General features: G+C 72.2%; 9 protein-coding genes. 3 read left to right on the top strand and 6 right to left on the bottom strand.

The genetic code is table 11. From position 1 onward, the window contains the following. Positions 1 to 53: 53 nt before the first annotated feature. From AC0KTA_RS02050 to AC0KTA_RS02040, 3 genes are all read right to left on the bottom strand, one after another. Positions 54 to 1,001 (bottom strand): LysR family transcriptional regulator, encoded by a 948-nt coding sequence (locus AC0KTA_RS02050; RefSeq protein WP_481053346.1) that lies wholly within the window; start codon positions 999 to 1,001, stop codon positions 54 to 56. A gap of 87 nt (positions 1,002 to 1,088) precedes the next feature. Continuing rightward, the gene (locus tag AC0KTA_RS02045; protein WP_481053345.1) at positions 1,089 to 2,870 is read right to left on the bottom strand and encodes an ABC transporter ATP-binding protein; all 1,782 of its coding nucleotides are present in this window, start codon (positions 2,868 to 2,870) and stop codon (positions 1,089 to 1,091) included. Further along, a complete protein-coding gene (locus AC0KTA_RS02040; protein WP_481053344.1) occupies positions 2,867 to 4,831 on the bottom strand; it encodes an ABC transporter transmembrane domain-containing protein in 1,965 nt (654 codons plus the stop codon). Before AC0KTA_RS02040 ends, AC0KTA_RS02045 begins: the two co-directional genes overlap by 4 nt. A gap of 170 nt (positions 4,832 to 5,001) precedes the next feature. On the opposite strand from AC0KTA_RS02040, the gene AC0KTA_RS02035 reads away from it, so the two are divergent. Together AC0KTA_RS02035 and AC0KTA_RS02030 are read left to right on the top strand one after the other, a co-directional pair. After that, positions 5,002 to 5,802 (top strand): L,D-transpeptidase family protein, encoded by an 801-nt coding sequence (locus tag AC0KTA_RS02035; protein WP_481053343.1) that lies wholly within the window; start codon positions 5,002 to 5,004, stop codon positions 5,800 to 5,802. A 171-nt stretch (positions 5,803 to 5,973) separates the two neighbouring features. Further along, positions 5,974 to 7,398 (top strand): cation:dicarboxylate symporter family transporter, encoded by a 1,425-nt coding sequence (locus tag AC0KTA_RS02030; RefSeq protein ID WP_481053342.1) that lies wholly within the window; start codon positions 5,974 to 5,976, stop codon positions 7,396 to 7,398. 114 nt (positions 7,399 to 7,512) lie between these two features. Here AC0KTA_RS02030 and AC0KTA_RS02025 read toward each other — a convergent pair whose 3' ends face one another. From AC0KTA_RS02025 to AC0KTA_RS02015, 3 genes are all read right to left on the bottom strand, one after another. Further along, entirely contained in the window at positions 7,513 to 8,970 is a 1,458-nt protein-coding gene (locus tag AC0KTA_RS02025) for a Gfo/Idh/MocA family protein (RefSeq protein ID WP_481053341.1), read from the bottom strand. Between the two features lie 327 nt (positions 8,971 to 9,297). Then, positions 9,298 to 12,249: an FAD-binding and (Fe-S)-binding domain-containing protein gene (locus AC0KTA_RS02020; RefSeq protein WP_481053340.1), complete on the bottom strand. Its 2,952-nt coding sequence runs from the start codon at positions 12,247 to 12,249 to the stop codon at positions 9,298 to 9,300. A 75-nt stretch (positions 12,250 to 12,324) separates the two neighbouring features. Further along, positions 12,325 to 12,768: a MarR family winged helix-turn-helix transcriptional regulator gene (locus AC0KTA_RS02015; RefSeq protein ID WP_481053339.1), complete on the bottom strand. Its 444-nt coding sequence runs from the start codon at positions 12,766 to 12,768 to the stop codon at positions 12,325 to 12,327. Between the two features lie 270 nt (positions 12,769 to 13,038). Here AC0KTA_RS02015 and AC0KTA_RS02010 point away from each other — a divergent pair, with 270 nt between their 5' ends. Then, positions 13,039 to 14,880 (top strand): ABC transporter ATP-binding protein, encoded by a 1,842-nt coding sequence (locus tag AC0KTA_RS02010; protein WP_481056278.1) that lies wholly within the window; start codon positions 13,039 to 13,041, stop codon positions 14,878 to 14,880. The last annotated feature ends 7 nt before the right edge of the window (positions 14,881 to 14,887 follow it).

Raw genomic sequence — 14,887 nt, 5'->3', positions numbered from 1 at the left:
GGCCGGCGGACCGTCCAAGTCGCTCTGCCGATCTGGCATATAGGGCCGACTTATCAGCGGCCCACCTGCGGGTTTGCTCCGTGCTCGCGGGCACGGGCGGCGCGACCGGCCGCGCCCCCGTCCTCGACGGCTTCCAGCGCGCAGGTCACGAAGGTGTCGGCGGCAGGGGACAGCCCTGTGCGGCGGCTGACCAAGGCGATCCGCAGGGTCGTCCTCGGCTCGATGTCCACGACCAGCGCCCCGGCCCGCTCGGCCATGGTGCGCCAGGACTCGGTGACCACGGCGAGCCCGACCCCGGCGAGGACCAGCGGGAGGATCGACACCCGGTGCTCGGTCTCCGCCGCGACGGTGATGTCGATGCCGCGCTCGCGCAGGCCGTCGACGTACGCCCGCATTCCCGTGCCCCGCTGCCCGACGATCAGCCGCTGCCCGGCCAGCTCGGCACAGGCGATCGGCCGGCCGGCCGGAAACTGGCCGTCGGGCGGGGTGACCAGGACGAAGCGCTGCTCCCCGGCGGCATGGGACACCACCTCCTTGTCGGGAAGCGGCCCCGACGTGGCGAGGAGGCCCAGCTCGGCGGCACCGGTGCGCACCATGTCGACGACGTCGCGGGAGGTGAAGGCGGCCCGGACACTCACCGAAACGCCGGGGTACGGGCCGCTGAACGCGCGGACCATCGTGGTCAGCGGCTCGACCGCCTGGGAGGGCATGGCGGCGATGTCAAGGCGGCCCTCGCGCAGCTCGTGCACGGCCGCGACGCGGGACCGGGCCGTCTCCAGGCTGCGCACGGCGGCGCGAGCCGGTTCGATCAGCGCCGCGCCGGCCTCGGTGAGCACCGCCCGGCGGCCGATCCGGTGGAACAGGCTGCCGCCCAAGTCCCGTTCCAGCGCCCGCACGGCCTGCGACAGCGCGGGCTGCGAGACGTACAGGGCGTGCGCCGCCCGGTTGAACCCGCCGTGATCGACGATCGCGAGGAAGTACTCCAGCTGCCGGATGTCCATGACCGCCATCCTGCCTGCGCCCTGCTGGTGCCTTGCCTGCGCGCCGGGGGTACGGCGTTCAGCACCCCCGGTGCACCACGATCCGCCTCACCCGTGCCACGACCTCCACAACGCCGCGTACGCCCCATCCGCCCCCACCAGCTCGTCGTGGCTGCCGAGTTCGCTGATGCGGCCGTTCTCGACCACGGCGATGACGTCCGCGTCGTGGGCGGTGTGCAGGCGGTGGGCGATGGCGACGACCGTGCGGCCGTCGAGGACACGGGCCAGGGAGCGCTCCAGGTGGCGGGCCGCCCGCGGGTCCAGGAGCGAGGTCGCCTCGTCCAGGACGAGGGTGTGCGGGTCGGCCAGGACGAGCCGGGCCAGCGCGATCTGCTGCGCCTGCGCGGGGGTGAGGCCGAAGCCGCCCGAGCCGACCTCCGTGTCGAGCCCGTCGTCGAGGCTCCGCCCCCAGCCGCCCGCGTCGACCGCGCCCAGCGCCGCCCACAGCTCGGCGTCGCTCGCCCCGGTCCGCGCGAGCAGCAGGTTGTCCCGCAGCGAACCCACGAAGACGTGATGCTCCTGGTTCACGAGCGCCACATGGGCGCGGACGTCCTCCGCGGGCATCCGCGCCAGCTCGGCGCCGCCCAGAGTCACCCGGCCGGTACGCGGCCCGTAGATCCCGGCGAGCAGCCTGCCCAGCGTGGACTTGCCCGCGCCGGACGGCCCGACGAGCGCGACCCGCGAGCCGGGCTCGACGGCGAGGGACACCTCGCGCAGCACGTCGACGCCCGCGCGGTAGCCGAAGTGCACGTCGTCCGCGAGGACGGCACGCCCGTCCGGCCGTACGGAGTCGTCGCCCGCGTCGGGCTCGATGTCGCGCACTCCGACCAGCCGGGCCAGCGACACGTGCGCGACCTGCATCTCGTCGTACCAGCGCAGAATGATGTTCAGCGGGTCGACGAGCATCTGCGCGATGAGCGCGCCCGTCGTGAGCTGACCCACCCCGATCCACCCCTGCAGCACGAAGACGCCGCCGATCATGAGGACCGAGCAGAGCACGATGACGTGGGTGGCGTTGATGACGGGGAAGAGGACCGAGCGCAGATAGAGCGTGTAGCGCTCCCAGGCGGTCCACTCCTTGATGCGCCGCTCGGACTGCTCGACGCGGCGCGCCCCGAGCCGGTGCGCCTCCACGGTCCGGCCCGCGTCGACGGTCTCGGCGAGGGCGGCGGCGACGGCCGCGTACCCGGCGGCCTCCGAACGGTACGCGGACGGCGCCCGTTTGAAGTACCAGCGGCAGCCGATGACCAGCACGGGCACGGCGAGCAGCAGCGCCGGGGCGAGCGGCGGCGCGGTCACGGCGAGCCCGCCGACCAGCAGCCCGGCCCACACCACGCCGATGGCGAGCTGCGGCACGGCCTCCCGCATCGCGTTGGCGAGCCGGTCGATGTCCGTGGTGATACGGGACAGCAGGTCACCCGTGCCCGCGCGCTCCAGGACGCCCGGCGGCAGGCCCACCGAGCGCACCAGGAAGTCCTCGCGCAGGTCGGCCAGCATGCGCTCGCCGAGGATCGCCCCGCGCAGCCGCACCTGGTGCACGAAGAACGCCTGCACCAGCAGCGCGAGCGCGAACAGGCCGACGGTGCGCCCCAGATGGAGCTCACGGGTCTCGTCGGAGACGTTCTCGACGATGCCGCCGAGAAGGTACGGACCCACCATGGAGGCGGTCACGGCGAGCGTGTTCACGCCGATGAGCAGCAGGAAGGCGCGCCGATGGCGCCGGAACAGCTCGCGTACGTAGGCCCGTACGGTGGCGGGTGCCCCGACGGGCAGCGTCTCCGCGGTGGTCGGGGCGGCCGGGTCGTACTCCGGCGGCGCCAGGCCGATCATGCGGACTCCTCGATGTCGATGCTGGTTTCGATGTCCGGTACGTTCACCTTGCGCGGGCCGCCGTCGGGCTCGCGCGGTCCGGTGACGTCCACGGCGGTCTCCGTGGCTCGCGTGGCTTCCTCAGCGCCCTCAGCGCCCTCTTCGTCCGTCTCACGCGTCACCACGGCCCGGTAACGCGGCTCGCTGACGATCAGTTCGCGGTGCTCGCCGACCGCGGCGACCTCGCCGTCGTACAGGAACACGACGCGGTCGGCGCGGTCCAGGAGCAGCGGCGACGAGGTGAGGACCACGGTCGTGCGGCCGGTGCGCAGCGCGCGCAGGCCGTCCGCGATGCGTGCCTCGGTGTGCGAGTCGACGGCGGACGTCGGCTCGTCGAGCACCAGGGCCTCCGGGTCGGTGACCAGCGACCTGGCGAGCGCGAGGCGCTGGCGCTGGCCGCCGGACAGGGAGCGGCCGCGCTCGGTGAGGCGGGCGTCCATCGGGTCGTCCGCGACCGAGCCCTGCAGGAGGGCGTCGAGCACGTCGGCGCACTGCGCCGCGGTCAGCGCCTGGTGCGGGCTCACGGCTCCGGACGACGGTACGTCGAGGAGCGCCCGCAGCGTTCCGGACAGCAGGACCGGGTCCTTGTCCTGGACGAGGACGGCGGTGCGGGCGGTGTCGAGAGGAACCTCGTCCAGCGGTACGCCGCCGAGCCGCACCGACGGCAGCTCCGCCGCTTCCTCGAACGCCGGGTGCCCGCCGAGCCGTTCCGCGAGCCGGCCGGCCGCGTCCGGGTCGCCGCACACGACGGCGGTGAGGCGTCCGGCCGGGGCGAGCAGGCCGGTGGCCGGGTCGAGGAGGTCGCCGGAGGGGACGGCGGATTCGTCGTCGGCCCGGGCAGCCGTACCCGCACCGGCGTCCTGCGTGTCTTGTGCACCCGGCGCACCCGGCGCACCCGGCGCACCCTGTGCGCCAACGGCGCCCTCAGTCCGCTCCAGCGCGAGCACCCGCGCCGCCCGCTTCGCCGAAGGCCGCGAGAAGGAGTACGCCATCGCGATCTCCTCGAAGTGCCGCAGCGGGTAGTTGAGCAGCATCACCGCGCTGTACACGGTGACCAGTTCGCCCACCGTGATGCGGCCGTCCCGGGCGAGGTGCACGCCGTGCCAGACGAGCACGACCAGGAGCAGCCCCGGCAGCAGGACTTGAATGGCCGAGATCACCGCCCACATGCGCGCGCTGCGTACCGCCGCCGCCCGCACCTCCTGCGAGGCGCGCCGGTAGCGGTCCAGGAACAGCTCCTCGCCGCCGATGCCGCGCAGGACGCGCAGTCCCGCGACGGTGTCCGAGGCCAGCTCGGTGGCGCGCCCGGCCTTCTCCCGCTGGACGTCGGCGCGCCGGGTGGCACGTGGCAGCAGCGGCAGGACGGCGACCGCCAGCAGCGGAATGCCGACGGCGACGACGACGCCGAGCGAGGGCTCGTACACGAGCAGGCCCACGCAGATCGCGACCACGGTCAGCGCGGCCGCCGCGAACCGCGACAGCGCCTCCACGAACCAGCCGATCTTCTCGACGTCCCCGGTGGACACAGCCACGACCTCGCCCGCGGCGACCCGCCGGGTGAGCGCCGCGCCGAGCACCGCGGTCTTGCGGGCGAGCAGCTGCTGGGTGCGGGCGGACGCCGTGATCCAATTGGTGACCGCGGTGCGGTGCAGCATGGTGTCGCCGACCGCGACGGCGATCCCGGCCAGCAGGATCACTCCGCCCGCGACCGCGAGCCGCGTGCCCGAGCCGTCGACGACGGCCTGCACGGCGAGCCCCACGGTGTACGGCAGCGCCGCGATGCCGAGGAAGTGCACCAGTCCCCAGCCGAGCGCCTTGAGCTGGCCGCCGAGCTGGTTCCGGCCGAGCCAGAGCAGGAAGCGGGGACCCGAGCGGGTGTCGGGCCGGCCCGGGTCGGCGTACGGAAGATCGCGAATCTGCATGATGTCCCAGCGCGCGGAGGTAACAAGAGGTAACAAACCGTGAAAGGTTCGCCTCGTTCCGTGGCCCGAAGCAAACGATTTTCCGTGGCCGGGCAAAGAGTCGGCCATTCCACGGGGCTGCGCGGGGTCCTCGGCCGGGTCCGGAAGTTCCCGGTGCGACGATGGAGCGCATGCGAATAGCCGGTGTGGTGCGAGTCGCGGCCGCGGCCGCGGTCTGCTCTGTCCTCCTGACGTCCTGCGGCGGTTCGGGCGACGACGACGGGGACGCGGGGGACAAGGGCGGCGCCCGGAAGGCGGGCCGTACGGACGCCCGCGCCGCCGACGACCTCCGGCGCATCCCGGACGTGGGCGACCCCCTCCAGTCACGGATCCCGGAGAACTCCCGCCAGGTCGTGGCGGTCTACGGCGAGGGCAAGGACTCTGCGGACGCGACGGTGGTCCTCTACACGAGGTCCGGCGGCGGCAAGTCCGGCGGGAAGCCCGGCGGCGGCAAGTCCGGTTCGGGGACGGCCCATTCGGCACCCACCTGGAAGAAGATCCGCAGCTGGCCCGCCCACAACGGCAAGAAGGGCTGGACCCCCGACCACCGCGAGAACGACAAGCGTAGCCCGGTCGGCGTGTTCACGCTCAGCGACGCGGGCGGTGTCCTCGCCGACCCCGGCGCCCGACTCCCGTACACGAAGTCCGCCGCCTTCCAGGCCCCGCACTACTGGCCCAAGACGCACTGGCACGACTTCGACCACGTCATCGCCATCGACTACAACCGCGTCAAGGGAACCCCGCCCAACGACCCGACGCGTCCCCTGGGGCAGACCAAGGGCGGCAGCATCTGGCTGCACATGGACCACGGCAGCGGCACGTCCGGCTGCGTGAGCCTGTCGAAGTCCGGCATGCGGTACCTGCTGCGCACGCTCGACCCGGAGCAGCACCCGGTCGTCGTGATGGGGGACAAGGCGGCCCTCAAGGGCTGAAGGCGATATGTCCCGCTGTGGTCTTGGAGCAACGCCCAAGATCTCGGCGGATCCGGCTCGTAGGTCTTCTACGAAGACGATCACGCGCTCATAGTGGCGGACTACGGAATTCAACTTCCGCATCACAGAAGTTGTCAGCCGTCATCAGTCCGCCCCTCCTCAGGAGTGCCCGTGCCGCAGTCCGTACCGTCCCTGCCGCGACGCGTCGCACGCACGCTGCGTACCTCACTCTTCGCGCAGGTCGCCTGCGCGTTGGTGATCGGAGTCCTCGTCGGAAGGCTGTGGCCGCACGCGGGCACAGCCGTCCAGCCGCTCGGCGACGGCTTCGTACGGCTCATCAAGGCGATGATCGCGCCGCTCGTCTTCTGCGTGGTCGTCGCCGGCATCACCAAGGCCGGAGACCTCAAGGCCTTCGGCCGGATCGGCCTGAAAGCCCTCCTCTGGTTCGAGATCGCGACCACGGTCGCGCTAGTCGTCGGCCTGCTCGCCGGAAACCTCGCGAGCCCGGGCGCGGGCATGGACGTCGACCCGGACCAGCTCGACGCGTCCGCCGTCGACGCCAAGACCGGCGGCGGCGAGCTGCCGTCCACCAGCGAGTTCATCCTGCACTCCCTGCCCGACAGCGCGGTCGGTGGCTTCGCCGAGAACTCGCTGCTCCAAGTCCTCGTCCTGTCCTGCCTGGTGGGCGCGGCCCTGCTGCACCTCGGCCACACCAAGGTGCCCGCGATCCTGCCCGCCATCGAGCAGGGGCAGGAGATCGTCTTCGCGATCGTCGGCTTCATCATGAAGCTGGCGCCGCTCGCCGTGTTCGGCGCGACGGCGCACCTCGTGGGGGAGTACGGCCTCGGCGCCCTGTCGACGTACGGCAAACTCATCGGCGTCTGCTACGCGGTGGCCCTGATCTTCCTCGTCCTCCTCGGCATCGCCCTCAAGGCCCTCACCGGCCTGAGCCTGTGGAGGTTCATCCGCTACACGCGCGAGGAGATGCTGCTGGCGCTCGGCACGGCCTCCAGCGAGACCGTCATGCCCCGCATGATGCAGAAGCTGCGCCAGGCGGGCTGCCGCGACGACGCCGTCGGCCTGGTCCTGCCGACGGGCTACTCCTTCAACCTCGACGGCGCGTCGATCTACCTCTCCATCGGTACGTTGTTCATCGCGCAGGCCGTCGGGGTGGACCTGAGCCTGGGCCAGCAGGTCACGGTCGTCCTGGTGCTGATGCTGACCAGCAAGGGCATGGCGGGCGTGCCGGGTTCGGCCTTCCTCGCGCTGTCCGCGACCGCGTCCGCGCTGGGGGTCATCCCGGCCGGAGCGGTGGCGCTGCTGCTCGGCGTGGACCGGATCATGGACGCGATGCGCGTCGCGACGAACCTGCTCGGCAACTGCGTGGCCGTCTTCGTGGTCTCACGGTGGGAGGGCGCGCTCGACACGGCCCGGGCGAAGAAGGTGCTTGCCGGCGAGATCGCGTTCGTGCCGGAGCAGGGTGAGCCGCCGCGGCGCGAGGGCGCGGAGCCGGTGGGTGGCGCAGAGCCGGTAGGTGGCACCGAGCCGGTGGGTGACAGCGAGTCGGCCAGGCAGCCGCAGGAGCAGACGAGTTGAGCGAGAGGAGGGCCCGGCCGCCGACGGCCGGGCCCTCCCTGCCCTACGGGTCTCCAACGCGTTCAGGGCATCTACGCGTTGACGACCCCTCTGCCTTGGGGAACCCCTACGCGTTCAGGACTCCTTCGGCTTCTCCGAGTCCATCCCGGGACGCGCCTTCTTCCACAGGCCCCGGGTGAAGTCCGGGATCGCCTGCGGCGCGCCCTTCGCCTTGATCGAGGCGTGGCTCAGCGGCACCGGTGCCGTCCACGTCGCCGCGTCGTACACGTCGAAGTCCGGCACGAGACCGAGCCGCATGCACTGCATCAGCCGGAACACCATGATGTAGTCCATGCCGCCGTGCCCGCCGGGCGGGTTGGCGTGCTCCTTCCACAGCCAGTGGTCGAACTCGGCGGCGTACTTGCCGAAGTCGCCCCACTCGTCGTCCGTGTGGTCGGGCTCGATGTAGATGCGCTCCGGGTAGTCCTCGAAGACGCCCTTCGTGCCGCCCAGGCTGTTGATGCGGCTGTAGGGGTGCGGCGTCGACACATCGTGCTCGAGCCGGATGACCCGCCCCTTGGCGGTCTGTACGAGGCTGATCGTCCGGTCGCTCTCGATGTACGTCTCCTTCCAGCTCGGGTCGCCGGGCGGCATGTGCGCCTTGCGGTATTCGGCGAGGCCGAGCGAGGGCGTGCCGAAGCTGGAGATGTGCGTGACGCGGTCGCCGCGGTTGACGTCCATGTAGTTGGCGACGGGGCCGAAGCCGTGGTTGGGATACAGGTCGCCACGCAGCCGTGTGTGCCACAGGCGCCGCCACGGGCCCTCGTAGTACTTCGGGTCGAACATGAGGCCGCGCAGGTCGTGGTTGTACGCGCCCGCGCCGTGCAGCAGATCGCCGAACTTGCCCGCGTGCGCCATCCGCAGGACCCGCATCTCGTTCTTGCCGTAACAGCAGTTCTCCAACTGCAGGCAGTGTCTGCGGGTGCGCTCGGACAGGTCGACCAGCGCCCACAGTTCGTCGAGGCGCATCGCGACCGGACACTCCACGCCGACGTGCTTGCCGTTCAGCATCGCCGACTTGGCCATGTCGAAGTGCAGGTCCCAGGGCGTCGCCACGTACACGAAGTCGACGTCACCGCGCTCGCAGAGCTTCTCGTAGTCGTGGTCGCCATGGGTGTACGTCGCGGGGGCGGGCTGGCCCGCGGCCACCACCTTCTTCGCGGCCGCCGCCGTCTTGTCCTTGACCGGGTCGCACAGCGCGACGACGCGTACGCCGGGCAGGGCCAGGAACAGGTCGATCATGCTGCCGCCGCGGTTGCCGAGGCCGATGATGCCGACGCGGACCGTGGAGCGGGCCTCGAACGGTACGCCGATCATGGTCTTGCCCTTGCGGGCCGGGGCCTCCGCGGTGCCGGCGGGGGCCGCCGGGGCTCCGGCGGGGGCGTCCGCGTGGGCCGTGCCGGTGGCGAGGGCGCCGAGGCCGAGGCCCGCTCCGGCTATGCCCGCCGTGCGGAGGACCGTACGCCGGGAGTGACCGCCGGCGGACTCGTCGGTGGACTCTTCGGGTGCCGGTGTCGCGTTCTCGTCGTGCATCGGACCTCCGTCATCGCGGTGGCTACCTGTGGGCGGAAGACACCCTGATGGCGGGTCGAGCGGGGCGCAAGAGGCCGAAGTGGCCGGGGGGTTGGACTTTTCGCTGGGCTGGGCCGGGTTGGGCTCTGCGGGTGGGGGCCCTGCGGGGCATTCCCCAGTCCCGCCCCTTCCCGAAACCAGGGGGTGCCCCCCTGGACCCCAGGGGGTGGGTGTCCCGGCGAGGGTCGGACGGGCCGCCGTTGATCGGCCTTCGGCCTCGTCCTCAAACTCCCCCAAGGTCTTAAGGAGCAGGGAGGGACCCCCTCGACGGGCTGAAACACCCATCCGTTACGGCCGCGTCGCCCGCTCCAGCTCCAGGAGTACGGAGTGGTAGACGCGGCCCGTCGCGTGGTCCATGCCCACCTCGCACAGGCGGTTCGCCGAGAGGTGGGCGTCGAAGTGGCGGGACGTCACCTCGGCCGCCTCCTTGTGGGTGGCCGACTCGGTGAGTTCCTTGTGGAGCATGCCCCGGTCGCCCGCGAACGCGCAGCAGCCCGCGTCGTCCGGGACCACCACCTCGTCGGCGCAGGCCTCGGCGACCGCGCGCAGCTGCGGCTCGTCGCCCAAGTGGCGCATGGAGCAGGTGGGGTGGAGGACGGCGGAGCCGATGGTGCGATGGACGGTGAGGTGGGGGAGGATGTCGTCGGCGGCCCACACGAGGGAGTCGACCACCGTCAGTTCCTGGTGCAGCAGGCGGTTGTCGGCCGTGAGGTAGGGCACGACCTCGTGTGCGATGCCGAGGGTGCAGGACGAGGCGTCCACGACGAGCGGCAGCGCCCCGCCCGCCGTCCAGCCCCAGGCGGCCTCCACGATGCGGTTGGCCATCACGCGGTTCCCCGCCTCGTACCCCTTGGAGTGCCAGATCGTCGCGCAGCACGTCCCCGCGACGTCGTCCGGGATCCACACCGGCTTGCCCGCGCGGGCCGAGACCGCGACGACGGCCTGCGCGAGGGGGACCTCGCCGGGGCCGCCGAAGATGCGGTTCACGCACGCCGGGTAGTAGACGGCGGACGCGCCCACGCGCGCGGTGTGCGGGAGGCGGGCGGGGGCGGCGCCGGGGACCTCCGGCAGCCATTCGGGGACCAGGTCGGGGCGGACGGCCTTGCGGGCGGCCCGGGTGGCGGCGGTCAGGAGGCGGTCGCCCCGGCCGCGGCCCAGGCGGGCGCCGAGCTTGTCGGCGGCGGCCACCGCGAGCCGGGCGGAGGCCTCGACCGCCTTGAAGTTCCGGGCGGCCAGCGCGGCCGCCTTCTCCTCGCGCGGCGAGTGCCGGGCGTGCCGGAAGTCCTTCATCAGGGCGCCCGTGTCGATGCCGACCGGGCACGCCAGCTTGCACGTGGAGTCGCCGGCGCAGGTGTCCACGGCGTCGTAGCCGTACGCCTCGACGAGGCCGTCCTCGACCGGGGAGCCCGGCTGCTGCCGCATCATCTCGCGGCGCAGCACGATGCGCTGGCGCGGTGTGGTCGTCAGGTCCTCGCTGGGGCACGTCGGTTCGCAGAAGCCGCACTCGATGCACGGGTCGGCGATCGGCTCCACCTTCGGGATGGTCTTCAGGCCCCGCAGATGGGCCTGCGGATCGCGGTCGAGGACGATGCGCGGCGCGAGCACGCCGTCCGGGTCGATGAGGCGCTTCGTGCGCCACATCAGCTCCGTCGCCTTCGGGCCCCATTCGAGCTCCAGGAACGGCGCGATGTTGCGGCCCGTCGCGTGCTCGGCCTTCAGCGAGCCGTCGAACCGCTCGACGGTCAGCCGGCAGAACTCGTCCATGAACGCGGCGTACCGCTCCACGTCGGCGGGTCTGCCCGCGTCGAAGGCGAGCAGGAAGTGCAGATTCCCGTGTGCCGCGTGCCCGGCGACGGCCGCGTCGAAGCCGTGCCGCGTCTGGAGCTCCAACAGCGCCTCGCAGGCGTCCGCGAGTCGCGACGGGGGCACGGCGAAGTCCTCGGTGATGAGCGTCGTGCCCGCGGGGCGCGAGCCGCCGACGGCCGTCACGAACGCCTTGCGGGCCTTCCAGTAGCCCGCGATCGCCTTCGGGTCACGGGTGAACTCGTTGGTCACGGAGGCCACGGGCGCCACCAGGGAGACGCCGTCGAGGACCCGCGCGGCCGCCGCCTCGTAGGCCTCCTGCCGTGCCTCGTCCGGCGCGCGGAACTCCACCAGGAGCGCTGCGGTGTCCTTCGGCAGCCGCGCCCAGTCGGCCGGCACTCCCTGCACGCTCACCGACGCGCGCAGCGTGTTGCCGTCCATCAGTTCCACCGCCAGGGCGCCCGCCTCGTTGAACCGCGGCACGGCGGCAGCGGCGGCAGGAAGCGACGGGAAGAACAGCAGAGCGGTCGACACGTGCCGGTCGAGCGGCAGCGTGTCGAAGACGACTTCGGAGATGAAGCCGAAAGTGCCCTCGGAGCCGACCATCAGGCCGCGCAGGATCTCCACGGGTGTCGCGCCGTCGAGGAACGCGTCCAGGCGGTAGCCGTTGGTGTTCTTGATCTCGTACTTCGCGCGGATCCGGGCCGTGAGCTCCGGGTCCGCCTCGATCTCGCGCTTGATCTCCAGCAGGCCCGCGCACAGGGCGGGTTCGGCGTGCGCGAGCTCGTCGTCCGCGTCGGGGTGCGCCGTGTCGACGACGGTGCCGGACGGCAGCACGAACGTCAGGGACGCCACCGTGCGGTAGGAGTTGCGGGTGGTGCCCGCCGTCATGCCGGAGGCGTTGTTCGCCACGACGCCGCCGATGGTGCAGGCGATCGCGCTCGCCGGGTCCGGGCCGAGCACGCGCCCGTGGCGGGCCAGCGTGGCATTGGCGCGCACCACCGTCGTGCCCGGCCCGATCCGCGCCCGCAAAGCGCCTTCGGGGCCGTCGACGACCTCGACGCCCGCCCAATGCTTGCGTACGTCGACGAGGATGTCCTCGCCCTGCGCCTGGCCGTTGAGGGAGGTGCCGGCCGCGCGGAAGACCACCTCGCGGCCCCGGCCGTGCGCGTAGGAGAGGACGGCCGAGACGTCGTCGATGTCCTCGGCGACGACCACGACCTGCGGCACGAAGCGGTACGGGCTCGCGTCCGACGCGTACCGCACCAGGTCGGACACCTTCGTGAGGACCTTGTCGGGGCCGAGGATCGCGGTGAGCTCACCGCGCAGCGGCTCGGGGGTGCCGGCGGCCTGCCGGTCGGGGACCCGGTCGGAGGACGGCGCGCGGCCGTCGCGGGCGGGGCGCAGTGCGTCGGGGTCCGGCTCCAGCAGGGGCATGGCCTCTCCTCGGCTCCTCGGCAGATCGGTGGATCGGCTGCGGTTCCTCGCGGCTCGGCTGCGGCCCCGGCGGGGTCAGCAGCGGTGGCGCTCCGGCACGTCGAACAGGGCGTCCAGCAGGCCGCCGAGCTGCTCGCGCTGCTCGGCGTCCAACGGAGCCAGGATGTCCTCCGCGGCGGCCCGGCGCGCGCCGCGCAGCCGCCCGAGCGCCTTGAGCCCGCCGTCGGTGAGCTCTATGCGGATGACCCGGCGGTTGGTGGGGTCCGGGACGCGGCGCACCAGCTCGGCCGCCTCCAGGCCGTCGACCACGCTGGTCACGGCGCGCGGCACGACCTCGAGACGCTCCGCGAGGTCGGCCATCCGTGGCGGCGTCTCATAGTGCGCGAGGGTGCGCAGCAGGCGGGACTGGGCCGGCGTGATGCCGATGGGCTCGAGATGGCGCTTCTGAATGCGGTGCAGCCGACGGGTCAGCCGCAGCAGCTGCTCGGCCAGAAGTCCGTCGGTGTCCGGGTTGCTCATGACCGAACATTATCAGGACCAGGTCCATTGTGAGTATAGGTAACAATGAGCTACGCTCTCATGGTCATCGCCGGTGCGCCGGCGGCGCGGGCCGACGCAGGTGCGGCCGCGCGGCCGCCTGCCCGTGCCCGGCCCCCGTCGCACTCCCGTAGGAGCCCATTGCGTCACGACGAACCCAAGTGGAACCCCGGGTCCGACCGGACTCCCGAGCCCGACGAATCCGTTGCGTCAGCCGCATCCGCTGCCCCGGAGCAGTCCCGCGAACCCGCCCTGGAGCAGCCCCGTGAACCTGCCCCGGAGCAGCCACGCGAACGTGCCCCGGAGCAGCCCCGCGAACTGCGCCGGATCCTCCGCCTCTTCCGTCCCTACCGCGCCCGTCTCGCGCTCGTGGGCCTGCTGGTCTGCGCCGCGTCCCTGGTCTCGGTGGCCACCCCCTTCCTCCTGAAGGAGATCCTCGACACCGCGATCCCCGAGGGCCGCACGGGCCTGCTGAGCCTGCTCGCGCTCGGCATGATCCTCAGCGCGGTCGTCACCAGCGTCTTCGGCGTCCTGCAGACCCTGATCTCCACGACCGTCGGCCAGCAGGTCATGCACGACCTGCGCACCGCGGTGTACGGCCGCCTCCAGCGCATGTCGCTCGCCTTCTTCACCCGCACCCGCACCGGCGAGGTCCAGTCGCGGATCGCCAACGACATCGGCGGCATGCAGGCGACGGTCACGTCCACGGCCACATCCCTGGTGTCGAACCTGACGAGCGTCATCGCGACGGTCGTCGCGATGCTCGCCCTCGACTGGCGCCTGACCGCTGTCTCGCTCCTGCTGCTCCCGGTCTTCGCCTGGATCAGCCGCCGGGTCGGCCGCGAACGCAAGAAGATCGCCACCGAACGGCAGAAACAGATGGCCGCGATGGCCGCCACGGTCACCGAGTCGCTGTCCGTCAGCGGCATCCTGCTCGGCCGCACCATGGGCCGCGCCGACTCGCTGACCCGCTCCTTCGAAGAGGAGTCCAAAGAACTCGTCGACCTCGAGGTCCGCTCCAACATGGCCGGGCGCTGGCGCATGGCCGTCATCACGATCGTGATGGCCGCGATGCCCGCGGTCATCTACTGGAGCGCCGGTCTCGCCTTCCAGATGGGCGGCCCCACCGTCTCGATCGGCACGCTCGTCGCCTTCGTCTCGCTCCAGCAGGGACTGTTCCGCCCGACGGTGAGCCTGCTCTCGACCGGGGTGCAGATCCAGACCTCCCTGGCGCTGTTCCAGCGCATCTTCGAGTATCTGGACCTGCCCATCGACATCACCGAACGCCGGGACCCGGTCCGCCTGGAGACCATCAAGGGCGAAGTCCGGTTCGAGAACGTCTCGTTCCGCTACGACGACCAGAACGACCGCGACGAGTACGGCGAGCAGGGCGCCCCCGGCGCCCCCGTTCTCGACGGCATCGACCTCACGGTGCCCGCCGGCGGCAGCCTCGCGGTCGTCGGGCCGACGGGCTCGGGCAAGTCGACGCTGAGCTACCTGGTGCCGCGGCTGTACGACGTCACCGGCGGCCGCGTCACGCTCGACGGCGTCGACGTGCGCGACCTGGACTTCGACACCCTCGCCCGCGGGGTCGGCGTCGTCTCCCAGGAGACGTATCTCTTCCACGCCTCGGTCGCGGAGAACCTGCGCTTCGCCAAGCCGGACGCCACGGACGACGAGCTGCACGCGGCGGCGCGCGCCGCTCAGATCCACGACCACATCGCGTCCCTGCCCGACGGGTACGACACCGTGGTCGGCGAGCGCGGCCACCGCTTCTCCGGCGGCGAGAAGCAGCGCCTGGCCATCGCCCGCACGATCCTGCGCGACCCGCCCGTCCTCATCCTCGACGAGGCGACCAGCGCCCTCGACACCCGCACGGAGCACGCCGTGCAGCAGGCCATCGACGCCCTGTCGGCCAACCGGACGACACTCACCATCGCCCACCGCCTGTCGACGGTCCGCGACGCCGACCAGATCGTGGTCCTCGACTCCGGCCGGACGGCCGAGCGCGGCACCCACGGCGAACTCCTCGACCAGGGCGGCCGGTACGCGGCGCTGGTGCGCCGGGACGCCCGACTGGAGCCGGTGACATGAGGCAGTG

This window comes from Streptomyces sp. Y309, assembly GCF_056712025.1.
Note: the sequence above shows the minus strand (reverse complement) of the source record. Positions and strands in the feature narration are given on the sequence as shown.